Origin of the sequence: Enterococcus sp. (assembly GCF_032555305.1) — a bacterium.
GTDB lineage: Bacteria > Bacillota > Bacilli > Lactobacillales > Enterococcaceae > Enterococcus_A.
Genome location: NZ_JAWGOQ010000004.1, coordinates 166,642 through 189,410, shown reverse-complemented (window position 1 = coordinate 189,410; position 22,769 = coordinate 166,642). Strand labels below are relative to the sequence as shown.

The 22,769-nt window shown below is 40.5% G+C and carries 35 protein-coding genes and 1 tRNA gene; 34 read left to right on the top strand and 2 right to left on the bottom strand.

What is annotated here, in order from left to right; genetic code table 11:
- The first annotated feature begins 487 nt into the window (after positions 1-487).
- The 5 genes from E6139_RS05225 to arr all read left to right on the top strand — a co-directional run bounded on the left by E6139_RS05225 (position 488) and on the right by arr (position 3,359).
- Positions 488-1,204, top strand: a complete 717-nt coding sequence (locus tag E6139_RS05225) for a pseudouridine synthase (RefSeq protein ID WP_316401984.1) — start codon at positions 488-490, stop codon at positions 1,202-1,204.
- Positions 1,205-1,215: 11 nt separating this feature from the next.
- Entirely contained in the window at positions 1,216-1,902 is a 687-nt protein-coding gene (locus tag E6139_RS05220) for a YjjG family noncanonical pyrimidine nucleotidase (protein ID WP_316401983.1), read from the top strand.
- Between the two features lie 70 nt (positions 1,903-1,972).
- On the top strand, positions 1,973-2,599 hold the full coding sequence (udk, locus tag E6139_RS05215; protein WP_316401981.1) for a uridine kinase: 627 nt from the start codon (positions 1,973-1,975) through the stop codon (positions 2,597-2,599).
- Positions 2,600-2,701: 102 nt separating this feature from the next.
- Positions 2,702-2,785, top strand: a tRNA-Leu gene (locus E6139_RS05210).
- Between the two features lie 166 nt (positions 2,786-2,951).
- On the top strand, positions 2,952-3,359 hold the full coding sequence (gene arr / locus E6139_RS05205; RefSeq protein ID WP_316401980.1) for an NAD(+)--rifampin ADP-ribosyltransferase: 408 nt from the start codon (positions 2,952-2,954) through the stop codon (positions 3,357-3,359).
- Positions 3,360-3,526: 167 nt separating this feature from the next.
- On the opposite strand, the gene gpmA is transcribed toward arr, so the two are convergent.
- Both gpmA and rpiA read right to left on the bottom strand, forming a co-directional pair.
- Entirely contained in the window at positions 3,527-4,213 is a 687-nt protein-coding gene (gene gpmA / locus E6139_RS05200; RefSeq protein WP_316401979.1) for a 2,3-diphosphoglycerate-dependent phosphoglycerate mutase, read from the bottom strand.
- A gap of 130 nt (positions 4,214-4,343) precedes the next feature.
- Complete coding sequence (gene rpiA / locus E6139_RS05195; RefSeq protein WP_316401978.1) at positions 4,344-5,024, bottom strand: ribose-5-phosphate isomerase RpiA; 681 nt, start codon at positions 5,022-5,024, stop codon at positions 4,344-4,346.
- A 410-nt stretch (positions 5,025-5,434) separates the two neighbouring features.
- On the opposite strand from rpiA, the gene rpsL reads away from it, so the two are divergent.
- The 29 genes from rpsL to infA all read left to right on the top strand — a co-directional run bounded on the left by rpsL (position 5,435) and on the right by infA (position 22,740).
- Positions 5,435-5,848, top strand: a complete 414-nt coding sequence (gene rpsL / locus E6139_RS05190) for a 30S ribosomal protein S12 (RefSeq protein ID WP_010742744.1) — start codon at positions 5,435-5,437, stop codon at positions 5,846-5,848.
- Positions 5,849-5,892: 44 nt separating this feature from the next.
- The gene (gene rpsG, locus E6139_RS05185; protein WP_316401977.1) at positions 5,893-6,363 is read left to right on the top strand and encodes a 30S ribosomal protein S7; all 471 of its coding nucleotides are present in this window, start codon (positions 5,893-5,895) and stop codon (positions 6,361-6,363) included.
- Between the two features lie 80 nt (positions 6,364-6,443).
- Positions 6,444-8,528 (top strand): elongation factor G, encoded by a 2,085-nt coding sequence (fusA, locus tag E6139_RS05180; protein WP_316401976.1) that lies wholly within the window; start codon positions 6,444-6,446, stop codon positions 8,526-8,528.
- 164 nt (positions 8,529-8,692) lie between these two features.
- Positions 8,693-9,880: an elongation factor Tu gene (tuf, locus tag E6139_RS05175; protein ID WP_216406140.1), complete on the top strand. Its 1,188-nt coding sequence runs from the start codon at positions 8,693-8,695 to the stop codon at positions 9,878-9,880.
- Positions 9,881-10,099: 219 nt separating this feature from the next.
- Positions 10,100-10,852 (top strand): type 1 glutamine amidotransferase domain-containing protein, encoded by a 753-nt coding sequence (locus E6139_RS05170; protein ID WP_316401975.1) that lies wholly within the window; start codon positions 10,100-10,102, stop codon positions 10,850-10,852.
- A gap of 305 nt (positions 10,853-11,157) precedes the next feature.
- Positions 11,158-11,466, top strand: a complete 309-nt coding sequence (rpsJ, locus tag E6139_RS05165; RefSeq protein ID WP_010756438.1) for a 30S ribosomal protein S10 — start codon at positions 11,158-11,160, stop codon at positions 11,464-11,466.
- Positions 11,467-11,487: 21 nt separating this feature from the next.
- Positions 11,488-12,117, top strand: a complete 630-nt coding sequence (gene rplC / locus E6139_RS05160) for a 50S ribosomal protein L3 (RefSeq protein ID WP_316401974.1) — start codon at positions 11,488-11,490, stop codon at positions 12,115-12,117.
- Positions 12,118-12,145: 28 nt separating this feature from the next.
- Positions 12,146-12,769: a 50S ribosomal protein L4 gene (gene rplD, locus E6139_RS05155; RefSeq protein ID WP_316401973.1), complete on the top strand. Its 624-nt coding sequence runs from the start codon at positions 12,146-12,148 to the stop codon at positions 12,767-12,769.
- Positions 12,769-13,056, top strand: a complete 288-nt coding sequence (locus tag E6139_RS05150; RefSeq protein ID WP_010747215.1) for a 50S ribosomal protein L23 — start codon at positions 12,769-12,771, stop codon at positions 13,054-13,056. Before rplD ends, E6139_RS05150 begins: the two co-directional genes overlap by 1 nt.
- Positions 13,057-13,095: 39 nt before the next feature.
- The gene (gene rplB / locus E6139_RS05145) at positions 13,096-13,926 is read left to right on the top strand and encodes a 50S ribosomal protein L2 (RefSeq protein WP_316401972.1); all 831 of its coding nucleotides are present in this window, start codon (positions 13,096-13,098) and stop codon (positions 13,924-13,926) included.
- Between the two features lie 42 nt (positions 13,927-13,968).
- Complete coding sequence (gene rpsS, locus E6139_RS05140; protein WP_010782058.1) at positions 13,969-14,247, top strand: 30S ribosomal protein S19; 279 nt, start codon at positions 13,969-13,971, stop codon at positions 14,245-14,247.
- A 21-nt stretch (positions 14,248-14,268) separates the two neighbouring features.
- Positions 14,269-14,616, top strand: coding sequence for a 50S ribosomal protein L22 (rplV, locus tag E6139_RS05135; protein ID WP_010742755.1), 348 nt, complete (start codon positions 14,269-14,271; stop codon positions 14,614-14,616).
- 13 nt (positions 14,617-14,629) lie between these two features.
- Positions 14,630-15,286 carry a 30S ribosomal protein S3 gene (gene rpsC, locus E6139_RS05130; protein WP_316401971.1) on the top strand — a complete coding sequence of 219 codons (657 nt, stop codon included), beginning with the start codon at positions 14,630-14,632 and terminating at the stop codon, positions 15,284-15,286.
- Between the two features lie 2 nt (positions 15,287-15,288).
- Complete coding sequence (rplP, locus tag E6139_RS05125; protein WP_010742757.1) at positions 15,289-15,723, top strand: 50S ribosomal protein L16; 435 nt, start codon at positions 15,289-15,291, stop codon at positions 15,721-15,723.
- A complete protein-coding gene (gene rpmC, locus E6139_RS05120; RefSeq protein ID WP_316401970.1) occupies positions 15,713-15,904 on the top strand; it encodes a 50S ribosomal protein L29 in 192 nt (63 codons plus the stop codon). The genes rplP and rpmC overlap by 11 nt, the downstream gene beginning before the upstream one ends.
- Before the next feature lie 21 nt (positions 15,905-15,925).
- Complete coding sequence (rpsQ, locus tag E6139_RS05115) at positions 15,926-16,192, top strand: 30S ribosomal protein S17 (protein ID WP_010742759.1); 267 nt, start codon at positions 15,926-15,928, stop codon at positions 16,190-16,192.
- 55 nt (positions 16,193-16,247) lie between these two features.
- On the top strand, positions 16,248-16,616 hold the full coding sequence (rplN, locus tag E6139_RS05110; RefSeq protein WP_010782054.1) for a 50S ribosomal protein L14: 369 nt from the start codon (positions 16,248-16,250) through the stop codon (positions 16,614-16,616).
- A 35-nt stretch (positions 16,617-16,651) separates the two neighbouring features.
- A complete protein-coding gene (rplX, locus tag E6139_RS05105) occupies positions 16,652-16,963 on the top strand; it encodes a 50S ribosomal protein L24 (RefSeq protein WP_010747208.1) in 312 nt (103 codons plus the stop codon).
- A gap of 26 nt (positions 16,964-16,989) precedes the next feature.
- Positions 16,990-17,529 (top strand): 50S ribosomal protein L5, encoded by a 540-nt coding sequence (gene rplE, locus E6139_RS05100; protein WP_010742762.1) that lies wholly within the window; start codon positions 16,990-16,992, stop codon positions 17,527-17,529.
- A 17-nt stretch (positions 17,530-17,546) separates the two neighbouring features.
- Positions 17,547-17,732 carry a type Z 30S ribosomal protein S14 gene (locus tag E6139_RS05095; RefSeq protein ID WP_028020384.1) on the top strand — a complete coding sequence of 62 codons (186 nt, stop codon included), beginning with the start codon at positions 17,547-17,549 and terminating at the stop codon, positions 17,730-17,732.
- A 32-nt stretch (positions 17,733-17,764) separates the two neighbouring features.
- Complete coding sequence (rpsH, locus tag E6139_RS05090; RefSeq protein WP_010747206.1) at positions 17,765-18,163, top strand: 30S ribosomal protein S8; 399 nt, start codon at positions 17,765-17,767, stop codon at positions 18,161-18,163.
- Between the two features lie 31 nt (positions 18,164-18,194).
- Positions 18,195-18,731, top strand: coding sequence for a 50S ribosomal protein L6 (gene rplF, locus E6139_RS05085; RefSeq protein ID WP_316401969.1), 537 nt, complete (start codon positions 18,195-18,197; stop codon positions 18,729-18,731).
- Between the two features lie 52 nt (positions 18,732-18,783).
- Positions 18,784-19,140: a 50S ribosomal protein L18 gene (rplR, locus tag E6139_RS05080; RefSeq protein WP_010782050.1), complete on the top strand. Its 357-nt coding sequence runs from the start codon at positions 18,784-18,786 to the stop codon at positions 19,138-19,140.
- 20 nt (positions 19,141-19,160) lie between these two features.
- Entirely contained in the window at positions 19,161-19,661 is a 501-nt protein-coding gene (rpsE, locus tag E6139_RS05075) for a 30S ribosomal protein S5 (protein ID WP_316401968.1), read from the top strand.
- A 14-nt stretch (positions 19,662-19,675) separates the two neighbouring features.
- Positions 19,676-19,855 carry a 50S ribosomal protein L30 gene (rpmD, locus tag E6139_RS05070; RefSeq protein ID WP_010747202.1) on the top strand — a complete coding sequence of 60 codons (180 nt, stop codon included), beginning with the start codon at positions 19,676-19,678 and terminating at the stop codon, positions 19,853-19,855.
- 40 nt (positions 19,856-19,895) lie between these two features.
- Positions 19,896-20,336, top strand: coding sequence for a 50S ribosomal protein L15 (rplO, locus tag E6139_RS05065; protein WP_316401967.1), 441 nt, complete (start codon positions 19,896-19,898; stop codon positions 20,334-20,336).
- The gene (secY, locus tag E6139_RS05060; protein ID WP_316401966.1) at positions 20,336-21,637 is read left to right on the top strand and encodes a preprotein translocase subunit SecY; all 1,302 of its coding nucleotides are present in this window, start codon (positions 20,336-20,338) and stop codon (positions 21,635-21,637) included. The genes rplO and secY overlap by 1 nt, the downstream gene beginning before the upstream one ends.
- 62 nt (positions 21,638-21,699) lie before the next feature.
- A complete protein-coding gene (locus E6139_RS05055; protein ID WP_316401965.1) occupies positions 21,700-22,347 on the top strand; it encodes an adenylate kinase in 648 nt (215 codons plus the stop codon).
- Between the two features lie 174 nt (positions 22,348-22,521).
- Positions 22,522-22,740: a translation initiation factor IF-1 gene (gene infA, locus E6139_RS05050; RefSeq protein WP_010742771.1), complete on the top strand. Its 219-nt coding sequence runs from the start codon at positions 22,522-22,524 to the stop codon at positions 22,738-22,740.
- The last annotated feature ends 29 nt before the right edge of the window (positions 22,741-22,769 follow it).

The following is a 22,769-nucleotide window of genomic DNA, read 5'->3' as shown; positions in this document are numbered from 1 at the left end:
CGAAAAAACGCAAAAAGACAGTCGTCTACACAACTGTCCAAAAAAAGTCTACGTTCAACTTTCTCTACCAGGTCATAACGCTGTGTATGAGAAACCTTTGACACCGGAGTGTCGATTCACTTAATCATACGAATCTCTGACTCGTATAATTAAATTCTAGGACTTATCTAATCAAAATGCAAGTATAAACGCCGACTTCTATTTGGATGGGAACAAACTATCCGTTAAAAACGTTCTGGGTAGTACCATCCTACCAGGAGTCAATAATTTATTAAAATGGAAAATAGTCGTACAGAAAACTATATCATGAACAAGAATTCAAATTGGCGATCAGACTTTATGATAGTAAATTTGCATCAATGACCAGCCTTGATGATGTTGCCTTTACTTCCAAAGGTGAATAAAAGGATAAAGACGGAGCTTGAGGGTTTTGTCTTTTTTTGAAATTGGGTATAATGAGTCCGACAGATTTTAAAGGAGTTTCATGATGCGGTTAGACAAAGTGATTGAACAAAATTTGAAGACAACACGAAAAGAGATGAAACGTTTATTTCTGATGAAGAAGGTTTTCGTTGATGGTGTAGTCGAGTTGAATCCACAGCGTAATGTCGATAGCCAGTTACATGATATTCGAGTGGAAGAGCAGAAATTGCAGACGAATCATGTGTATTACTTATTGAATAAACCAAATGGGGTCGTAACAGCGAAAAAAGATATAAAATTTCAGACTGCAACCGATTTGATAGCAGCTGATGAACGTCCGGCACATTTGTATCCGGTTGGTCGTTTAGATCGTGATACAACGGGTTTGTTGTTATTGACTGATAATGGACAATTAGGTTACGATCTTTTGCAGCCGGGTTCTAAGGTTTCAAAGACTTATCGTGTGACAGTCAACGAACGGGTCACGGATGATGATGTCACTGCTTTTGCAAAAGGAATCGTTTTCCACGGAGGGATTCGCTGTCAGCCTGCTCAGCTGGAAATTGTAAGCTCTGAGCCGAAATACTCAGAAGTTTTGTTAACGATCAAAGAAGGAAAATTCCATCAAGTCAAAAAAATGTTTTTGGCTTGCGGTAAAAAAGTAACGAAGTTGACGCGTCTCACGATGGGACCGTTAGAATTGCCGGAGGATTTAGCAGAAGGTGAGTATCGGTCGGTGACGCCTGCTGAACTCCAACGATTAAAATCATATTTTAGATAGAAGGTTTGAAGATGGGATACGAGACGATTTTATTTGATATTGACGATACTCTGCTAGATTTTAAAGCAGCAGAAGAACAAGCCTTGAGCTGGTTATTTCAAGACATGGGGGTAGAGCCTTCTTTATCAGTAAAAAATAATTATAAAAAAATGAACCAGAGTTTCTGGCGTGATCACGAAGCTGGCCTGCTTTCGCGTCAAGAATTATTAGACAATCGCTTCCGCTTGTTTTTTGAACAATATGAACAAGAGGTAGACGGGCCAAAAACAGAAGCACGCTATCGTCACTATTTGAATCAAGGGCATCAGCTGATTTCGAACAGCTTAGAAGTCGTCGAAAATCTAAGCCAAAAGAACGATCTGTATGTAGTGACTAATGGGGTGTCCGCAACCCAGCATCAACGATTGACAAAATCAGGCTTAGCGCCCTATTTCAAAAAATTCTTTATTTCCGAAGAAATGGGTGTCCATAAACCGATGAAGGAATTTTTTGATATCGTTTTTGCAGAAATCCCGCGTTTGGATAAAGAGAAAACAGTGATTATTGGAGATTCGCTGACTTCTGACATCAAAGGTGGGCAGATAGCTGGTATTGATACGATCTGGATGAACCCGCAAGAAAAAGAAGCCAAAGAGATCAAACCGACATATCAGATTAAAGAATTAACCGACCTCTATCATATTTTAGAAGAATTATAAGTTTTTTATAGCAATTTGACAGTGTTTCGCTATAATAGGACTAATGAAAAACGAAAGAGGTTTTATTTGCATGAAAAACAAGCCGATCATTATTGGTGTAACGGGCGGTTCAGGAAGTGGAAAAACGAGTGTCAGCCGCGCGATCTACAATCGGTTTCCCGATCATTCGATCATGATGCTGGAACACGATTCTTACTATAAGGACCAAAGCAATATCAGCTTTGAAGAACGATTAGAAACGAATTACGACCATCCTTTTGCGTTTGATACGGATTTATTGATTGAACATCTAAAGGATTTGGTTCATTATCAATCAGTAGAAGTGCCTATCTATGACTATGTAGCTCATACGCGCAGTGAAGAAATTTATGTACAAGAGCCGAAAGAAGTTATCATCTTGGAAGGTATCTTGATTTTAGAAGATCAACGCTTGCGTGATTTGATGGATATCAAAATATATGTAGACACTGATGATGATACACGTATCATTCGCCGGATTAAACGTGATATGAATGAACGCGGTCGTACTTTGGAATCAATCATTGACCAATATTTGACGGTAGTAAAACCGATGTACCACCAGTTTATCGAACCGACTAAGCGTTATGCAGATATCATCGTGCCGGAAGGCGGCGAGAACCATGTAGCAATCGATTTGATTGCCACTAAGGTAGCTAGCTTTTTAAATCATGATTAAAGGGACGGGGGTGAGAGCATCCCCGGTTCTTTTTAGTATAAGCTATACGATTATTTCACCATTTTTTTCTTTTTGTGCTAGAATAGAAAAGTAGTTATTTTTGCGGTCGTGGCGGAATTGGCAGACGCGCTAGCTTCAGGCGCTAGTGGTAGCAATACCGTGGAAGTTCGAGTCTTCTCGGCCGCATCATTAATAAACGCAGTTGGAATTAGTGCTTAGGCACTTTTAATCTGGCTGCTTTTTTTGTGTTTTTCGCTGAAACAAGACTGATTGGTCTTTTTCTGTTCATACATAAAGATTAGTTGTACTATGAGTAAACACTAATTAAGGATTTTGTTGAGGAGTGGAAAATATGAATAAAGAAGATACAAGCGGGCCTTTTTATCATGGAACAAAAGTCAAACTGGAGGTAGGAGACTATCTTACTGCTGGACATCATTCAAATTATCGGCCGAATGTGGTAATGAATCATATCTATTTCACCGCTTTGAAGGATGGTGCTGGATTAGCAGCCGCTCTCGCGCAGGGAGAGGGCGAAGAGTATGTCTATCTAGTTGAACCTACGGGGGAATTTGAAGATGATCCGAATGTGACGGATAAAAAATTTCCCGGAAATCCGACAAAATCTTACCGGAGTACTCACCCTTTGAAGATCGTTGCTCGCGTAACTGATTATAAAGCTTTGACTGATGCAGAACGAGCAGATTGGAAGAAACGTCTGGCGGATATCAACACCAGTGATGACAAGATCATCAATTAAACCGCCGGATGTGTCGACAGATTTTTTTTATGAATCATTTTTCCAAAGAGTTAAAAATGAGCCCGATTTCGCTACACAAACGATTCTACTACTTTGTACTTTAGGGCAAAGTAGTACTAGCAAAAAAAATCCCGGTTCATTACTGAGCCGGGAAAAATTTTACAATTTTATAAGTAGTATTTTTTAGCAACTGTTAAGTCATCGTTCAAGTCATAAACAAGTGGTTGACCTGTTGGGATTTCTAAGTCCATGATATCTGCATCAGAAATACCTTCGATGTGTTTAGCCAATGCACGTAGTGAGTTACCATGAGCAGCTACTAAAACAGTTTTGCCATCTTTCAAAGCAGGAGCGATTTCGTCTTGCCAGAAAGGTAATGCACGTTCTAAAGTAACCTTCAAGTTTTCGCCCCCAGGAATGTCGCGAGGGTCTAACATTGAGTAACGACGATCTTGAGCTGCTGAGCCTTCGTCAGTTGCTTCCATTAATGGAGGTAAAACGTCGTATGAACGGCGCCAGATGTGAACTTGTTCGTCACCGTATTTTTCAGCGGTTTCTTTCTTGTTCAATCCTTGTAATTTACCATAGTGACGTTCGTTTAAGCGCCAAGATTTTACAGTTGGCACCCAAAGTTGATCAGAATACTCTAAGATATAGTCACAGGTTTTGATCGCACGAGTTAAAACAGATGTGTAAGCTACATCAAATTCAATTCCTGCTTCTTTGATTTTACGGCCGCCTTCTTTTGCTTCTTCGACACCTTCTGGAGCCAAATCAACGTCCGCCCAGCCTGTAAATTGGTTCAATTTGTTCCATTCACTTAAGCCGTGACGAGAAAAAACTAATTTTGGCATAACATTCTCTCCTTTTGAAATTTCTGAAATTTTCAATTCCTGAATCATTGTACAATGTTTCTGCCGTGATTTCCATTAAATTGAGTGTGTTTTTTATCAAAACACAAGCTTTAAAGGGATTTTTATGAAATTATTTTGCTGGAACCTCTAAGATTTTTGGTCCTTCAGGAGTACCGACGATTGCACGTGAAATCATATCGATGAACAATCCGTGTTCGACGACACCAACACACGTATCCAGTTCTGCTGCTAATGCACGGGGGTCTTCGATGACCTCCAAGTGCAGATCGATGATGTGATGCCCGCCGTCTGTCGTTAAAAGTTCATTTGAATCGGTCATTCGCCATGTTGGATTGTAGCCTTTTGCTTCAAATAGACGGAAAACATTATGGCTGCCGAATGGTACGACTTCAACTGGCAAAGGGAACTTACCTAATTTACTCACCATTTTACTTTCGTCTACGATCCAAATACAATCTTTTGAATAGGTAGCTACCACTTTCTCGAAAAGCAGTGCAGCACCTCCGCCCTTGATTCCTTGGAAATCATCGCTGATTTCATCAGCACCATCAATAGTAAGGTCAACCGATTCTACATCGTCGATTGCTTTCAAAGGAATCCCTAGTTCTTTAGCTTGTTCTTCGGTTTTTGAAGAAGTCACGACGCCTGTAATCTTTAAACCTTCTTCATTCACGCGCCGACCTAATTCCTTTACTAAATAGTAGGCTGTTGATCCAGTTCCTAATCCGACGACCATGCCGTCCTTGACAAATTTTGCTGCTTCGATCCCAACTAACTCTTTCAAATTCATTGAAAATTCCCACCTTCTGCTAAGTTACGTCCATTGTAATCGCAATAAAAGAAAAAAGATAGCCTTTTAAGTAAAAAAGACCAAAAAGATGAAGGCGTTTTATTGGTTGCCGATTAAATAAAGTATCACGATTTTATTTGAAATAAGAATTTTTTTATTTTAAGTGATTTTGAAAAAATCTGACCTATAAATAAAAGCAGAAAAAAACTCTAGATAGTTTGTTGACAGCTAAAATCAATCATGGTATGCTATCAAAGGTGCTTTGTGAACAGGTCTCTCGACAGAGACGTGCTGACTGTGTCGAAGTACGCTTGATAGAGAATGCAGGGATGCATTATTTTTTATCGCTGAAAAAGAACCACCAGGATGTGTGGTACTAGACAGTGAATCGAGGAAGGAGGAAACAAGGAATGCCTACAATTAATCAATTAGTACGTAAACCTCGTAAATCAAAGGTGGAAAAATCAAATTCACCAGCATTGAACAAAGGATATAATAGCTTTAAAAAAGCTCAAACAAACGTGAACTCACCACAAAAACGTGGAGTTTGTACACGTGTGGGGACTATGACACCTAAGAAACCCAACTCAGCATTGCGTAAATATGCTCGTGTTCGTTTGTCAAACTTGATCGAAGTAACAGCTTATATTCCAGGTATCGGCCATAACCTACAAGAACACAGTGTTGTTCTATTACGTGGTGGTCGTGTAAAAGACTTACCAGGGGTACGTTACCATATCGTTCGTGGCGCACTAGATACTGCCGGTGTAAACGATCGTAAACAAAGCCGTTCTAAATACGGTACTAAAAAACCTAAAGCTTAATCAAACGAATAGATAAGACATATTTTCGGAAGGAGGAGTTACGTATGACTCGTAAAGGAACTACTGCGAAACGTGATGTTTTGCCAGATCCTATGTATAACTCTAAGTTAGTAACTCGTTTAATCAACCGTGTAATGGTTGACGGCAAACGTGGTACTGCTTCAAATATCGTATACAACGCTTTTAGCACAATCAAAGAATCAACAGGGAATGATCCATTGGAAGTTTTTGAACAAGCAATGGAAAACATCATGCCTGTATTAGAAGTTAAAGCTCGCCGTGTTGGGGGTTCTAACTATCAAGTACCCGTTGAAGTACGTCCAGAACGTCGTACTACTTTAGGATTGCGTTGGGTTGTAAACTTCGCTCGTTTACGCGGCGAACATACAATGGAAGAACGCTTAGCGAAAGAAATCATGGATGCTGCTAACAACACTGGTGCTTCTGTGAAAAAACGCGAAGATACACACAAAATGGCGGAAGCCAACCGTGCATTTGCTCATTATCGTTGGTAAGATTTTTTCTATTGACGAAGTTCAACGGAATTCTGACCAAACAACGCTAAATTTAATTTAAGAGAGGAGCAAACTAAGAAATGGCAAGAGAATTTTCTCTAGAAAACACCCGTAATATCGGTATCATGGCTCACGTTGACGCTGGTAAAACAACAACAACAGAGCGTGTATTATACTACACTGGTAAAATCCATAAAATTGGAGAAACCCACGAAGGCGCTTCTCAAATGGACTGGATGGAACAAGAACAAGAACGTGGTATCACGATCACTTCTGCCGCTACTACAGCGCAATGGAAGGGTCACCGCGTAAACATCATTGATACCCCAGGACACGTGGATTTCACAATCGAAGTTCAACGTTCATTACGTGTACTTGACGGTGCAGTAACTGTTTTGGACTCACAATCAGGTGTAGAACCACAAACAGAAACTGTTTGGCGTCAAGCAACAGAATACCGTGTTCCACGTATCGTATTCTGTAACAAAATGGACAAAATTGGTGCAGACTTCCTTTATTCAGTAAGCACTTTACATGATCGTTTGCAAGCGAATGCTCATCCAATCCAATTACCAATTGGTGCGGAAGACGATTTCACTGGAATCATTGACTTAGTCAAAATGAAAGCTGAAATCTATACAAACGATTTAGGTACGGAAATTCAAGAAACTGAAATTCCTGCTGAATATCAAGAACAAGCTGAAGAATGGCGTGAAAAATTAGTTGAAGCAGTTGCTGACACTGATGAAGACCTAATGATGAAATTCTTGGAAGGTGAAGAAATCACTGAAGAAGAATTGAAAGCAGGTATCCGTAACGCAACTCTAGCAGTAGACTTCTACCCAGTACTATGTGGTTCAGCCTTCAAGAATAAAGGGGTTCAATTGATGTTGGATGCAGTCATTGACTATCTTCCAGCGCCAACTGATGTACCTGCAATCAAAGGTTTTGATCCTAAAACAGACGAAGAAACTGAACGTCCAGCTGATGATTCAGCTCCATTCTCATCACTTGCGTTTAAAGTTATGACTGACCCATTCGTAGGTCGTCTGACATTCTTCCGTGTTTACTCAGGTATTCTAAACTCTGGTTCGTACGTGCTAAATGCCTCTAAAGGCAAACGTGAACGTATTGGACGTATCCTGCAAATGCACGCGAATACTCGTAAAGAAATCGATACGGTTTATTCAGGTGATATCGCTGCTGCTGTTGGATTGAAAGATACAACAACAGGGGATACCTTGTGTGATGAAAAATCACCAGTTATCCTTGAATCAATCGAATTCCCTGATCCAGTTATCGAAGTTGCTGTTGAACCTAAATCAAAAGCTGACCAAGATAAAATGGGTATTGCTTTACAAAAACTTGCTGAAGAAGATCCTTCATTCCGCGTTGAAACAAACGTTGAAACTGGCGAAACTGTAATCGCTGGTATGGGTGAACTTCACTTGGACGTATTGGTTGACCGTATGCGTCGTGAGTTTAAAGTGGACGCTAATGTTGGTGCGCCTCAAGTATCTTATCGTGAAACATTCCGTGCTGCTACTAATGCAGAAGGTAAGTTTGTACGTCAGTCTGGTGGTAAAGGTCAATACGGTCACGTATGGATCGAATTTACACCAAACGAAGAAGGTGCTGGCTTCGAATTCGAAAACGCAATCGTCGGTGGTGTGGTTCCTCGTGAATACATCCCAGCAGTTGAAAAAGGATTAGAAGACGCAATGGCGAACGGTGTATTAGCTGGTTATCCATTAGTCGATATCAAAGCGAAGCTTTATGATGGTTCATACCATGATGTCGATTCAAATGAAACGGCCTTCCGTGTAGCTGCTTCTATGGCGTTACGTGCTGCTGCGAAGAAAGCTAGCCCATCAATCCTTGAACCAATGATGAAAGTTACGATTACTGTTCCAGAAGATTACTTAGGTGATGTTATGGGTCACGTGACTGCTCGTCGTGGTCGTGTTGAAGGTATGGAAGCACATGGTAACTCACAAATCGTTAACGCAATTGTACCGTTAGCTGAAATGTTTGGTTACGCAACTACGCTTCGTTCTTCTACTCAAGGACGCGGGACATTCATGATGGTCTTTGACCACTATGAAGATGTACCGAAATCAGTTCAAGAAGAAATCATTAAGAAAAACGGCGGTAAAGCTGAATAATTCTTAAAAGTCAATTGATTTTTGGCGGCTTTTTCCAAAAGAACTGTATTTTTAACAACGTTTCATGTAAAATAATTAACTGATGATATGGGCTCGCATCGCTTGTGTGGTGCGGACCTATCAGATAAAAAACTAATCTCATTTACTTAGGAGGAACATTTTAAATGGCTAAAGAAAAATTTGACCGTTCAAAACCCCATGTTAACATTGGTACTATCGGACACGTTGACCATGGTAAAACTACTTTAACAGCTGCAATTACAACTGTACTTGCTAAACAAGGCGGAGCGCAAGCAATGGACTACGCTCAAATCGACGGAGCACCTGAAGAACGCGAACGCGGAATCACTATCAATACTGCTCACGTTGAGTACGAAACTGAAAACCGTCACTACGCTCACGTTGACTGCCCAGGACACGCGGACTACGTTAAAAACATGATCACTGGTGCTGCTCAAATGGACGGAGCTATCTTAGTAGTATCTGCTGCTGATGGCCCTATGCCTCAAACTCGTGAACATATCTTGTTATCTCGTAACGTTGGTGTTCCTTACATCGTTGTATTCTTAAACAAAATGGATATGGTTGACGATGAAGAATTACTTGAATTAGTTGAAATGGAAGTACGTGACTTATTAACAGAATACGACTTCCCAGGCGACGACACTCCAGTTATCGCAGGTTCAGCTTTGAAAGCTTTAGAAGGCGACGCTTCATACGAAGAAAAAATCTTAGAATTAATGGCTGCTGTTGACGAATACATCCCAACACCAGTTCGTGATACTGACAAACCATTCATGATGCCAGTCGAAGATGTATTCTCAATCACTGGTCGTGGTACTGTTGCAACTGGTCGTGTTGAACGTGGACAAGTTCGCGTTGGTGACGAAGTTGAAATCGTAGGTATTGCTGACGAAACTGCTAAAACAACTGTTACAGGTGTTGAAATGTTCCGTAAATTGTTAGACTACGCTGAAGCAGGCGATAACATCGGTGCATTATTACGTGGTGTTGCACGTGAAGACATCCAACGTGGACAAGTATTGGCTAAACCAGCTTCAATTACTCCACATACAAAATTCTCTGCAGAAGTTTACGTTTTAACTAAAGAAGAAGGTGGACGTCATACTCCATTCTTCACTAACTACCGTCCTCAGTTCTACTTCCGTACAACTGACGTAACTGGTGTTGTTGATCTACCAGAAGGTACTGAAATGGTAATGCCTGGTGATAACGTAACTATGGAAGTTGAATTAATCCACCCAATCGCGATCGAAGACGGAACTCGTTTCTCTATTCGTGAAGGCGGACGTACTGTTGGTTCAGGCGTTGTAACTACAATCAAAGCTTAATCAACTTTACACTTAAAATTTATGCTCGGACGTAAAAGGCTCACCGATTTTTCGGTGAGCCTTTTTTACGTTTTAAGATGATAATGAAAGTTTGAAAACAAACTAGTAGCCAAAGTTTTATTTAACAATGTTAACTTGTAAGGGATCGAATACGATTAGTTCCTATTAGGTGAGAAATTTAGTATCATAGCCCCATGATGCTATGAGAGGAAGATTGAAATGATACTTATCCCGTTGCCGCGATATGGGTTCGACCCAACGGAAGCCGCTGTCCCGTGGTGGTATTTAACTAGTAAAGGTATGAAAATCATTTTTGCCACACCTGATGGTCAAGTCGCCGCAGCTGATGCCCGTTTAATTACAGGCAAAGGTTTTGGTGTCTTCACGAAATTCTTGATGGCTGATTCTGAAGCGATTGAAGCTTATCAACAGATGGTTGAAAGTGAAGCTTTTCTAAATCCAATCAGCTATTCTGAAATTCAAACATCTGAATACGATGGAATTATATTACCCGGTGGGCATGATAAGGGGATGAAATCATATTTAGAATCCGATGTTTTACAAGAAAAGGTTGTAGATTTTTTTGTTAATCAAAAAATAATTGGTGCGATTTGCCATGGGACAGTTTTGGCGGCAAGGTCAATCGATCCGCGAACGAGAAAATCTGTACTTTACGACTATCAAACAACGTCCTTATTGAAAGGGCAGGAGTTGGGCGCTTATTATCTAACAGCTATGTGGTTGAGAGATTATTATCGTACTTACCAAATAACAGTTGAAGATGAAGTGAAATTTGCTTTGAGAGACTCGGGCCAATTTCATTCAGGAGGATTTTCGTTGCGTAGAGATTCATTGAATAATGAGAAACCAGCCTTTGTGTTACAAGACCGTAATTACATTTCGGCCCGTTGGCCAGGGGATGCGTATACGTTTGCGAAAAAGTTTTATCAGCGATTGATGAAAAACAAATAACGTCATAAATCTATTTATATTATATAGAAGTAAAGCCAAAAGTTTTCTCTGCAAATGTGTTTTCAGAAAACAATACAGAAAATCGAAAGTTTCTTAGAAAATCCTTGCAATCAGTGGTCTCATGTAATATAATCATAAAGGTGCTGTTTGCAGAAGTGCGAATATCACTGGGGGGTTCAGAAAAGAATCCGCCGGCTTTGAAACGAGAGGTTGCGACACGCCCGGACGCTTTGCCACGAACGAGCGTGACGGAGATTTTCGTGGAGCTATGTCTACTTTTTAAAATAGGCGAAGGAGGGAACAAGATGGCAAAACAAAAAATTCGTATCCGTTTAAAAGCGTATGAACATGGTATTTTAGATCAATCAGCGGATAAAATCGTGGAAACTGCAAAAAGAACTGGAGCTAGCGTGTCTGGTCCAATTCCATTACCAACTGAACGCAGTCTTTACACTGTAATCCGTGCGACTCATAAATACAAAGATTCACGCGAACAATTCGAAATGCGTACTCACAAACGTCTGATTGACATTGTGAACCCAACACCGAAGACAGTCGATGCTTTAATGAAGCTTGACTTACCATCAGGTGTGAATATTGAAATCAAACTATAATAAGAAGATGGAGGTGTAATCATGACCAAAGGAATCTTAGGGAAAAAAGTGGGAATGACTCAAATCTTCACAGAATCTGGCGAACTAATTCCAGTAACTGTAATCGAAGCTACTCCAAACGTTGTTTTACAAGTGAAAACAATGGAAAACGATGGCTACGAAGCTGTTCAATTAGGCTACCAAGATATGCGTGAAGTTTTGTCTAACAAACCTGCGAAAGGTCATGTTGCAAAAGCAAACACGGCTCCTAAGCGCTTCATTCGAGAATTCAAAGATGTTGAGCTAGGAGACTATGAAGTAGGTAAAGAAGTGAAAGTTGATACTTTCCAAGCTGGAGACATCATTGATGTTACCGGAACGACTAAAGGTAAAGGATTCCAAGGCGTTATCAAACGTCACGGACAAAGCCGCGGCCCAATGGCTCACGGTTCTCGTTACCACCGTCGTCCTGGATCTATGGGTCCTGTTGCACCGAACCGCGTATTTAAAAATAAAAAACTTGCTGGTCGCATGGGTGGCAACCGCGTAACAATTCAAAACCTTGAAATTGTTCGTGTTGACGCTGACCGCAACGTCATCTTAGTAAAAGGGAATGTTCCTGGAGCTAAAAAATCTTTAATCACTATCAAAACAGCTGTGAAAGCTAAATAATTAGTTATAGGAAAGGAGGAACTAAGGAATGCCAACTGTAGCATTATTCAAACAAGATGGAACTCAAAACGGTGACATCACTTTAAATGAAGAAATCTTCGGAATTGAACCAAATGAAAGTGTTGTTTACGATGCAATCGTTATGCAACGCGCTTCATTGAGACAAGGAACACACGCTGTGAAAAATCGTAGCGCAGTTCGTGGCGGTGGTCGCAAACCATGGCGTCAAAAAGGAACTGGACGTGCTCGTCAAGGTTCTATCCGTTCACCACAATGGCGTGGAGGTGGTATCGTCTTCGGACCTACACCACGTTCATACAGCTACAAACTTCCTAAAAAAGTTCGTCGCTTAGCAATCAAATCTGTTTTATCAGAAAAAGTTGCTGGAAATAACTTAGTTGCTGTTGACGCTTTAAGCTTTGACGCACCTAAAACAAAAGAATTCAAACAAGTTTTAACTAGCTTGTCTATCGAATCAAAAGTATTGGTTGTTTTAGAAACAGAAAACGAAGTTGCAGGCTTAGCTGCTCGTAACTTATCAAACGTAACTGTAACTACTTCAGACAACGTTACTGTATTAGATGTAGTCGCTAATGACAAAATCTTAGCAACGCAAACTGCTCTTACTCAAATTGAGGAGGTGCTTGCATAATGAACTTACTAGACGTAATCAAACGCCCAGTGATCACTGAAAAATCTATGTTAGACATGGATGAAAAGAAATATACTTTCGAAGTAGACACTCGTGCGAATAAAACTTTAGTCAAACAAGCGGTTGAAGCTGCTTTCGACGTTAAAGTTAAAAATGTAAACATTATGAATGCTAAACCAAAAGCAAAACGTATGGGTAAATACCAAGGCTTCACGAAAAAACGTCGCAAAGCTGTTGTGACTTTGACTGAAGACTCAAAAGAAATTCAACTTTTCGACGCTGAATAGGCGTTAGAAAATCACTAGTAAATAGGAGGGAAACTAGACGTGGCGATTAAAAAGTACAAACCTACCTCAAATGGTCGTCGTAATATGACAAGTTCTGATTTCGCTGAAATCACTACTTCAACGCCTGAAAAGACGTTATTACAACCATTGAAAAACAACGCCGGTCGTAACAACAACGGTCGCATTACAGTACGCCATCAAGGTGGCGGACATAAACGTCAATACCGTGTTATCGACTTCAAACGTAACAAAGATAACGTGGTTGCTAAGGTTCAAACGATCGAATACGATCCGAACCGTTCAGCAAACATTGCATTAGTTCATTATACAGATGGAGTGAAAGCATACATCTTAGCCCCTAAAGGCTTAGAAGTTGGCATGACTGTAGTATCTGGACCAGATGCAGATATTAAAATCGGGAATGCACTACCACTAGAAAATATTCCAGTTGGTACTGTTGTTCACAACATTGAAATGAAACCTGGTAAAGGCGGACAATTGATCCGTTCAGCTGGTACAAGTGCACAAGTACTTGGTAAAGAAGGAAAATACGTATTAGTACGTTTGAATTCTGGCGAAGTTCGCATGATCTTAGCTACTTGCCGTGCAACAATCGGTTCTGTTGGTAACGAACAACACGAATTGATCAACATCGGTAAAGCTGGACGTTCTCGTTGGATGCGCAAACGCCCAACTGTACGTGGTAGCGTAATGAACCCTAATGATCACCCACACGGTGGTGGTGAAGGTAAAGCTCCAGTTGGACGTAAAGCTCCAGTATCTCCATGGGGACAACCTGCATTGGGTTACAAAACGCGTAACAAGAAAGCTGCATCTGACAAGCTTATCGTACGTCGTAAGACTAAATAATATCATTGACTATGTGTCGCATATTTTGAGAGGAGGTACACCATGGGTCGTAGTTTGAAAAAAGGACCTTTCGCTGATGATCATTTGATGAAAAAGGTCGAAGCGCAACAAGGTGTTGAAAAGAAAAAAGTTATCAAAACTTGGTCTCGTCGCTCAACAATTTTTCCTAACTTTGTAGGATTTACTATTGCTGTTTATGACGGACGCAAACATGTGCCAGTTTACATCCAAGAAGACATGGTAGGACATAAATTAGGTGAATTTGCACCATCAAGAACTTATCGTGGACATGCCGCCGACGATAAGAAAACAAGACGTTAATTTTGAGGGGAGGATATTAACATGGCAGAACAAATTACATCAGCTAAGGCAACTGCAAAAACAGTTCGCACTTCTCCTCGTAAAGCACGTTTAGTAATCGATCTTATTAGAGGAAAAAGCGTAGCAGAAGCAATTTCAATTTTGAAATTCACACCAAACAAATCTGCTGGAATCATCGAAAAAGTGATGATGTCCGCAGTTGCTAACGCAGAGAACAACTTTGACTTAGATGTTGAGAACTTGGTAGTTTCTGAAGCATTTGTTAACGAAGGACCAACAATGAAACGTTTCCGTCCACGTGCAAAAGGTTCAGCTTCACCAATCAACAAACGTACAAGTCACATCACCGTTGTGGTATCAGAAAAATAAGGAGGGATAATCAGTGGGTCAAAAAGTAAATCCTATTGGAATGCGTGTAGGCATCATCCGTGAGTGGGATGCTAAATGGTATGCCGAAAAAGAGTATGCTGAATTTCTACACGAAGATTTGAGAATCCGTAAGTTCATCGCAACGAAACTTGCTGATGCCGCTGTGTCAAAAGTTGAAATCGAACGCGCTGCAAACCGTGTGAACATTTCAATCCACACAGCTAAGCCTGGTATGGTTATCGGTAAAGGCGGATCTGAAGTCGAAAGCCTAAGAAAAGAATTGAACAAATTAACTGGTAAACGAGTTCACATCAACATCGTTGAAATCAAAAAACCAGATTTAGATGCTAAACTAGTCGGAGAAGGAATCGCGCGTCAATTAGAAAATCGTGTTGCTTTCCGTCGTGCACAAAAACAAGCGATCCAACGCACTATGCGTTCTGGCGCTAAAGGAATCAAAACTCAAGTATCTGGTCGTTTGAATGGTGCGGATATCGCTCGTTCAGAAGGATACTCTGAAGGGACAGTTCCTCTTCATACATTGCGTGCCGACATCGACTACGCTTGGGAAGAAGCGAATACAACATACGGAAAACTAGGAGTTAAAGTGTGGATTTATCGTGGAGAAATTCTTCCTACAAAGAAAAACACTGAGAAAGGAGGGAAATAGACATGTTAGTACCTAAACGTGTAAAACACCGTCGTGAATTCCGCGGAAAAATGCGTGGAGAAGCTAAAGGTGGAAAAGAAATCGCATTTGGTGAATTCGGCTTACAAGCTGTTGAATCACATTGGATTACTAACCGCCAAATCGAAGCATCACGTATCGCCATGACTCGTTACATGAAACGTGGTGGGAAAGTGTGGATCAAAATTTTCCCTCACAAATCATATACATCTAAAGCTATCGGCGTACGTATGGGTAAAGGTAAAGGTGCTCCTGAAGGTTGGGTTTCACCAGTTAAACGCGGCAAGATCATGTTTGAAATCGCCGGCGTACCTGAAGAAGTCGCTCGTGAAGCATTACGTCTTGCTTCTCACAAATTACCTATGAAAACGAAGATCGTAAAACGTGAGGAAATGGGTGGTGAATCGAATGAAGGTTAAAGAAATCAGAGAATTAACCACTGCCGAAATGATTGATCAAGAAAAACAATTAAAAGAAGAATTGTTTAATCTTAGATTCCAATTAGCAACAGGTCAATTAGAGAACACTGCACGTATTAAAGAAGTACGTAAATCGATTGCACGCATTAAAACTGTGTTGCGCGAACAAGCTGACAAATAGTGGAAGGAGGCCATTTCCAGTATGACTGAAGAAAGAAATCAACGTAAAGTTTATCAAGGACGCGTGGTATCTGACAAAATGGACAAGACGATCACTGTTGTCGTTGAAACCAAAAAGAACCATCCAATCTACGGTAAACGTATGAAGTATTCTAAAAAATACAAAGCTCACGATGAAAACAATGAAGCAAAAATTGGCGATATCGTGAAAATCATGGAAACTCGTCCATTATCAGCTACCAAACGTTTCCGTCTGGTTGAAATTGTTGAAAAAGCAGTGATTATCTAATCACACGAGATTTTCCTATATAGATGTTTCTTAAATCTGAAAGGAGGATACACAAGTGATCCAAGCAGAAAGTCGTTTAAAAATTGCGGACAACTCAGGCGCTCGTGAAATTTTAACTATTAAAGTTCTTGGCGGATCTGGTCGCAAAACTGCAAATATCGGTGATGTGATTGTTGCTACGGTTAAACAAGCAACGCCAGGTGGTGTTGTCAAAAAAGGTGAAGTCGTTAAAGCCGTTATCGTTCGAACTAAATCAGGCGCTCGTCGTACTGACGGTTCTTATATCAAATTTGATGAAAATGCAGCTGTTATCATTCGTGATGACAAGAGCCCAAGAGGAACACGTATCTTCGGACCTGTCGCTCGTGAACTACGCGAAGGCAACTTTATGAAGATCGTTTCATTGGCACCGGAAGTATTATAATCGGAAGATTCAACCAAAGGAGGTGCGCAACAGTAATGTTCGTTAAAAAAGGCGATAAAGTAAAAGTTATCTCTGGTAAAGACAGAAATAAAGAAGGCGTAGTATTAGAAGCCCTTCCTAAAAAAGACAAAGTCGTTGTTGAAGGCGTCAATGTCGTGAAAAAACACAAAAAAGCCTCTCAAGAAGCCCCTCAAGGCGGAATCGTTGAGGTAGAAGCACCAATTCATGCATCTAATGTTATGGTGATCGACCCTTCAAATGGAGAAGCGACACGCGTTGGCTACAAAGTGGTTGACGGTAAGAAAGTCCGTGTTTCTAAAAAAACCGGCGAAGCTCTAGATAAATAATTAAACAAGGAAGGAGGATCTTATAGATGAACCGCCTAAAAGAAAAATTTGTAAGTGAAATTACACCATCTTTGATGGAAAAATTTAACTATGATTCAGTTATGGAAGTTCCTAAAGTTGAGAAAATCGTCATCAACATGGGTGTTGGTGATGCGGTATCAAACGCAAAAAACTTAGACAAAGCTGTTGAAGAATTAGCATTGATTTCTGGTCAAAAACCAATTATCACTAAAGCTAAAAAATCAATCGCTGGTTTCCGTTTACGTGAAGGAATGCCTATCGGTGCGAAAGTAACACTACGTGGAGAAAGAATGTATGAGTTCTTAGACAAATTAGTGTCTGTATCACTTCCACGTGTACGTGACTTCCACGGAGTAAGCAAAAAATCCTTTGATGGCCGTGGTAACTTTACTTTAGGTGTCAAAGAACAATTGATCTTCCCTGAAGTAGATTATGATTTAGTTGATAAAGTCCGCGGTATGGATATCGTTGTTGTAACAACTGCTAAGACAGACGAAGAATCTCGCGAATTATTAACACAACTTGGAATGCCATTCCAAAAATAATCAAGGAGGCGAAAAAATTGGCTAAAAAATCAATGATTGCTAAAAACAAACGCCCTGCAAAACATTCAACGCAAGAATATACTCGCTGCGAACGTTGCGGACGTCCACATTCAGTTTATCGTAAATTTCATCTTTGCCGTATTTGCTTCCGCGAACTTGCCTACAAAGGTCAAATTCCCGGCGTGAAGAAAGCTAGCTGGTAAAATAAACTCGCATAAAGGAGGTAAACAGTTCAATGGTCATGACAGATCCAATTGCAGATTTTCTAACTCGTATTCGTAATGCCAACATGGTAAAACACGACTCAGTAGAAGTACCTGCTTCAAAAATCAAACGTGACATCGCAGAAATCCTTAAACGTGAAGGTTTCGTACGTGATGTTGAATATATCGAAGATGACAAACAAGGCATGATCCGTGTTTTCCTTAAATACGGTAAAAATGACGAACGTGTTATCACGAACTTGAAACGTATCTCTAAACCAGGCTTGCGTGCTTATGTCAAAGCTGACGAAGTACCAAAAGTATTAAACGGTTTAGGTATCGCAATCATCTCTACTTCTGAAGGTTTAGTAACCGACAAAGAAGCAAGAGGCAAAAACGTCGGCGGCGAAGTGCTAGCTTACGTTTGGTAAGAACAAACAATCCATGAGGAGGTGTCTTTAAGTGAGCCGTATTGGTAATAAATTAGTCGTTTTGCCTGCAGGAGTTGAAGTAACTCAAAACGGGAACGACGTAACTGTTAAAGGACCTAAAGGTGAATTAACGCGTACTTTTTCTTCTGATATCAAAATGAGCATCGAAGGAAATGAAGTAACATTTACTCGTCCAAATGACAGCAAAGAAATGAAAACAATCCACGGAACAACTCGTGCAAACTTCAATAACATGGTTGTTGGTGTTTCTGAAGGGTTCCAAAAAGCATTAGAATTAATCGGGGTTGGGTACCGTGCACAATTACAAGGGTCAAAACTTGTATTGAACGTTGGTTACTCACATCCAGTTGAGATGGTAGCTCCAGAAGGCGTTACAATCGAAGTTCCTTCTAACACTCAAGTAATTGTTAAGGGATCAAACAAAGAAGTAGTAGGCGAATTAGCTGCGAAAATCCGCGGAACTCGTCCTCCAGAACCTTATAAAGGCAAAGGTATCCGTTATGTTGGCGAATACGTACGTCGTAAAGAAGGTAAAACTGGTAAATAGTAGGTCGAACCTACACGCGGCTTAGGCCAGCTTAATTAAAGAGGTGACAATTGTGATTACAAAACCAGACAAGAATAAAACACGCCAAAAACGCCACATGCGCGTTCGCGGAAAAATTTCTGGTACTGCTGAGTGCCCACGCTTGAACGTTTTTCGTTCTAACAAAAACATCTACGCGCAAATTATTGATGACGTAGCGGGTGTGACGCTAGCAAGTGCCTCTGCCTTGGATAAAGAAATTTCAGGTGGAAACAAAACTGAACAAGCACAAGCTGTTGGGAAACTAGTAGCAGAACGTGCATCAGAAAAAGGAATTAAGAAAGTAGTCTTTGACCGTGGTGGATACCTTTACCATGGCCGTGTAGCAGCTTTAGCTGAAGCAGCTCGCGAAAATGGACTAGAATTTTAGGAGAAGGAGGAACACCATTCATGGTTTATATCGATCCAAAACATTTGGAATTAGAAGACCGCGTTGTAGCGATCAACCGTGTTACTAAAGTTGTTAAAGGTGGACGTCGTCTACGTTTCGCAGCATTAGTTGTTGTCGGAGACAAAAACGGTCACGTAGGCTTTGGTACTGGTAAAGCTCAAGAAGTACCTGAAGCAATTCGTAAAGCAATCGAAGACGCTAAGAAAAACCTAATCGAAGTACCAATGGTAGGAACTACGCTTCCTCACGAAGTCATTGGTGTATTCGGCGGCGGACGTATCTTAATGAAACCAGCCGTTGAAGGTTCTGGAGTTGCCGCTGGTGGACCAGTTCGTGCCGTCTTGGAATTAGCTGGGGTTGCCGATGTAACTTCTAAATCTTTAGGTTCAAACACACCAATCAACGTTGTTCGTGCAACTGTTGAAGGCTTGACTCAATTGAAAAAAGCAGAAGAAGTGGCACAATTACGTGGCATCTCTGTTGAAAACTTAGCTAATTAAGGAGGACGAATGACATGGCTGAATTAAAAATCACTTTAAAACGCAGTATTATCGGACGTCCTCAAAACCAACGTGACACTGTTAAAGCGTTGGGTCTTAAAAAAATGAACAGCACAGTTGTTAAACCTGCCAATGATGCAATCAAAGGTATGGTTAACACAGTGTCTCATTTAGTGGACGTAGAAGAAGTTTAATAGACAATGATGATTAAAATCTAAGGAGGTGCCCAATATAATGAAACTTCATGAATTACAACCTGCCGAAGGTTCACGTAAAGTTCGCAACCGCGTTGGACGTGGTACTTCATCAGGTAACGGAAAAACATCTGGACGTGGTCAAAAAGGTCAAAAGGCTCGTTCAGGCGGTGGTGTACGTTTAGGTTTTGAAGGTGGTCAAACTCCTTTATTCCGTCGTTTGCCAAAACGCGGATTTACTAACGTGAATCGTAAAGAATACGCTGTAGTCAATCTAGATGTCTTAAATCGTTTTGAAGATGGAGCTGAAGTAACACCAGTTGCTTTAGTGGAAGCTGGAATCGTGAAAAACGAAAAAGCTGGAATCAAAGTTTTAGGAAACGGATCATTAGATAAAAAACTAACCGTTAAAGCAGCAAAATTCTCTAAACATGCTCAAGAAACAATTGAAGCTGCTGGTGGTTCAATCGAGGTGATTTAATGTTCAAACTTTTAAAGGATTCATTCAAAGTTAAGAACATCCGATCACGGATATTGTTTACCGTCTTAATGCTATTAGTTTTCCGGTTAGGTGCACAGATCACTGTACCGGGAGTTGACGCGCATGGATTGCAAGGTCTGAGTGAAATGCCATTTTTCAGAATGCTGAACATGGTCAGTGGCTCAGCCATGCAAAACTTCTCGATCTTCTCAATGGGGGTTTCCCCATATATCACTGCTTCAATCGTTATTCAGTTGTTGCAGATGGATATCATTCCTAAATTTGTTGAGTGGTCAAAACAAGGGGAAGTCGGTCGTAAAAAGTTGAATCAAGCTACTCGCTATTTGACTTTAGTATTGGCTTTCATCCAGTCTGTCAGTATTACAGCAGGTTTTGATTATTTTGCACAATTTGGTTTTGTTCCAAACCGTAACGTTCAAACGTTCGTTACGATCGGTATCATTCTTACAGCTGGTACGATGTTCGTTACTTGGCTGGGAGAACAGATTACTGAAAAAGGAATCGGCAATGGCGTATCGATGATCATCTTTGCGGGGATCATTTCTCGATTACCAGAGAGTATCAAAGATATTTATGACGATTATTTTGTGAACATCGATTCTAGTGATCTTTGGAAATCAGTCATTTTTGTTGTAATTTTACTTGTCGCTATCGTGTTGATCGTCGTTTTCGTAACGTACTTCCAGCAAGCGGAAAGAAAAATTCCGATTCAATATACAAAACAAGTCGTTGGCGCTCCAACAAGCAGTTATCTACCATTAAAAGTAAATGCTGCCGGAGTTATCCCTGTTATCTTTGCCAGCTCATTCATTGCTACTCCAAATGCGGTGTTGCAAGCATTAGCTAGCAGATATCAAGCGGAAGGCTGGTACGAAATGTTAACTAAGTTATTTAGTTACAATACCGTTCCAGGTGCTGCGATTTATACTGTTCTGATCGTTGCCTTTACATTCTTCTATGCATTTGTTCAGGTTAATCCTGAAAAATTGGCAGAGAATTTACAAAAACAAGGAAGTTATATTCCTCGTGTAAGACCAGGTAAAGGAACTGAAGAATATGTTTCTGCAATTTTGATGCGCTTAAGTGTGGTCGGAGCTATTTTCTTAGGTTTGATCGCCTTGATCCCAATCATCGCGCAAATGGTTTGGAATCTGCCTCAATCAATCGGTTTGGGCGGTACTAGTCTTTTGATCGTTGTTGGTGTTGCATTAGAAACTGCAAAACAATTAGAAGGACTCATGTTGAAACGACGTTATGTCGGATTCATGGATGAAGAGTAGATTCGTGTGTTGAGGGTCTTCCTCAACGCCGTTCTCGCTTCAATTACTTAGGAGGGAAAACAATGAACCTGATCTTAATGGGACTGCCGGGGGCAGGAAAAGGAACACAAGCAGAAAGAATCGTTGCAACGTACAATATTCCACATATCAGCACGGGGGATATGTTCCGAGAAGCAATCAAAAACGAGACAACACTCGGATTGAAAGCAAAATCTTATATGGATGCAGGGGATTTGGTCCCAGACGAAGTTACTAACGGTATCGTGAAGGAACGCTTAGCTCAAAAGGACACAGATAAAGGGTTCTTATTGGACGGCTTCCCTCGTACTTTAGATCAAGCCAAAGCATTAGCTGAAATGTTAGCGGACTTGAATAAAAAGATTGATGCTGTGATTGAAATTCAAGTAGCAGAAGAAGTGTTAGTTGAACGTTTGGCAGGACGCTTCATGTGCCGCAACTGTGGTGCGACTTATCATAAAATCTTCAATCCTACAAAAGTAGAAGGTACTTGCGATCGTTGTGGCGGTCATGAGTTTTACCAACGTGAAGATGATAAGCCAGAAACAGTTAAAAACCGTTTGTCTGTGAACATCAAAAACAGCGAACCAATTTTAGCTTACTATGATGAAGAAGGTCTGTTATATCCAGTTGATGGAGATCGTGAAATTGATGCCGTATTTGCGGATGTAGAAAAGATTATCGAAAAATAATTTTGCCTGCCGACTTGAGATGCAGTTTATCTTGCCAAGTTCGATGTTTTATGATAGAATTTGTCAGTCCGACTTCTAGCTTTTAGAAGTTTAACTTTAGAATTACGGTGGGAACTGCAGTTTCCGCCATTTTATCGTGTGAAAATGCGAAACAACTACAAGGAGGTACTCTGCGTGGCAAAAGAAGATATGATTGAAATCGAAGGAACAGTCGTCGAAACTTTGCCGAATGCAATGTTTAAAGTCGAATTGGAAAATGGACACGAAGTTCTTGCACACGTATCTGGTAAAATCCGGATGTATTATATTCGAATCTTGCCTGGAGATAAGGTTACAGTAGAACTTTCTCCATATGATTTGAGCCGTGGTCGCATTACCTATCGCTTTAAGTAAGTTGTACTCCGTAAAACTTCAGGAGGTAT

Excerpts from the sequence above, each read along its gene's own strand:
- E6139_RS05225 (WP_316401984.1), top strand. The coding sequence starts at position 488 with ATGCGGTTAGACAAAGTGATTGAACAAAATTTGAAGACAACACGAAAA.
- E6139_RS05220 (WP_316401983.1), top strand. The coding sequence starts at position 1,216 with ATGGGATACGAGACGATTTTATTTGATATTGACGATACTCTGCTAGAT.
- udk (WP_316401981.1), top strand. The coding sequence starts at position 1,973 with ATGAAAAACAAGCCGATCATTATTGGTGTAACGGGCGGTTCAGGAAGT.
- arr (WP_316401980.1), top strand. The coding sequence starts at position 2,952 with ATGAATAAAGAAGATACAAGCGGGCCTTTTTATCATGGAACAAAAGTC.
- gpmA (WP_316401979.1), bottom strand. The coding sequence starts at position 4,213 with ATGCCAAAATTAGTTTTTTCTCGTCACGGCTTAAGTGAATGGAACAAA.
- rpiA (WP_316401978.1), bottom strand. The coding sequence starts at position 5,024 with ATGAATTTGAAAGAGTTAGTTGGGATCGAAGCAGCAAAATTTGTCAAG.
- rpsL (WP_010742744.1), top strand. The coding sequence starts at position 5,435 with ATGCCTACAATTAATCAATTAGTACGTAAACCTCGTAAATCAAAGGTG.
- rpsG (WP_316401977.1), top strand. The coding sequence starts at position 5,893 with ATGACTCGTAAAGGAACTACTGCGAAACGTGATGTTTTGCCAGATCCT.
- fusA (WP_316401976.1), top strand. The coding sequence starts at position 6,444 with ATGGCAAGAGAATTTTCTCTAGAAAACACCCGTAATATCGGTATCATG.
- tuf (WP_216406140.1), top strand. The coding sequence starts at position 8,693 with ATGGCTAAAGAAAAATTTGACCGTTCAAAACCCCATGTTAACATTGGT.
- E6139_RS05170 (WP_316401975.1), top strand. The coding sequence starts at position 10,100 with ATGATACTTATCCCGTTGCCGCGATATGGGTTCGACCCAACGGAAGCC.
- rpsJ (WP_010756438.1), top strand. The coding sequence starts at position 11,158 with ATGGCAAAACAAAAAATTCGTATCCGTTTAAAAGCGTATGAACATGGT.
- rplC (WP_316401974.1), top strand. The coding sequence starts at position 11,488 with ATGACCAAAGGAATCTTAGGGAAAAAAGTGGGAATGACTCAAATCTTC.
- rplD (WP_316401973.1), top strand. The coding sequence starts at position 12,146 with ATGCCAACTGTAGCATTATTCAAACAAGATGGAACTCAAAACGGTGAC.
- E6139_RS05150 (WP_010747215.1), top strand. The coding sequence starts at position 12,769 with ATGAACTTACTAGACGTAATCAAACGCCCAGTGATCACTGAAAAATCT.
- rpsS (WP_010782058.1), top strand. The coding sequence starts at position 13,969 with ATGGGTCGTAGTTTGAAAAAAGGACCTTTCGCTGATGATCATTTGATG.
- rplV (WP_010742755.1), top strand. The coding sequence starts at position 14,269 with ATGGCAGAACAAATTACATCAGCTAAGGCAACTGCAAAAACAGTTCGC.
- rplP (WP_010742757.1), top strand. The coding sequence starts at position 15,289 with ATGTTAGTACCTAAACGTGTAAAACACCGTCGTGAATTCCGCGGAAAA.
- rpmC (WP_316401970.1), top strand. The coding sequence starts at position 15,713 with ATGAAGGTTAAAGAAATCAGAGAATTAACCACTGCCGAAATGATTGAT.
- rpsQ (WP_010742759.1), top strand. The coding sequence starts at position 15,926 with ATGACTGAAGAAAGAAATCAACGTAAAGTTTATCAAGGACGCGTGGTA.
- rplX (WP_010747208.1), top strand. The coding sequence starts at position 16,652 with ATGTTCGTTAAAAAAGGCGATAAAGTAAAAGTTATCTCTGGTAAAGAC.
- rplE (WP_010742762.1), top strand. The coding sequence starts at position 16,990 with ATGAACCGCCTAAAAGAAAAATTTGTAAGTGAAATTACACCATCTTTG.
- rpsH (WP_010747206.1), top strand. The coding sequence starts at position 17,765 with ATGGTCATGACAGATCCAATTGCAGATTTTCTAACTCGTATTCGTAAT.
- rpsE (WP_316401968.1), top strand. The coding sequence starts at position 19,161 with ATGGTTTATATCGATCCAAAACATTTGGAATTAGAAGACCGCGTTGTA.
- rpmD (WP_010747202.1), top strand. The coding sequence starts at position 19,676 with ATGGCTGAATTAAAAATCACTTTAAAACGCAGTATTATCGGACGTCCT.
- rplO (WP_316401967.1), top strand. The coding sequence starts at position 19,896 with ATGAAACTTCATGAATTACAACCTGCCGAAGGTTCACGTAAAGTTCGC.
- secY (WP_316401966.1), top strand. The coding sequence starts at position 20,336 with ATGTTCAAACTTTTAAAGGATTCATTCAAAGTTAAGAACATCCGATCA.
- E6139_RS05055 (WP_316401965.1), top strand. The coding sequence starts at position 21,700 with ATGAACCTGATCTTAATGGGACTGCCGGGGGCAGGAAAAGGAACACAA.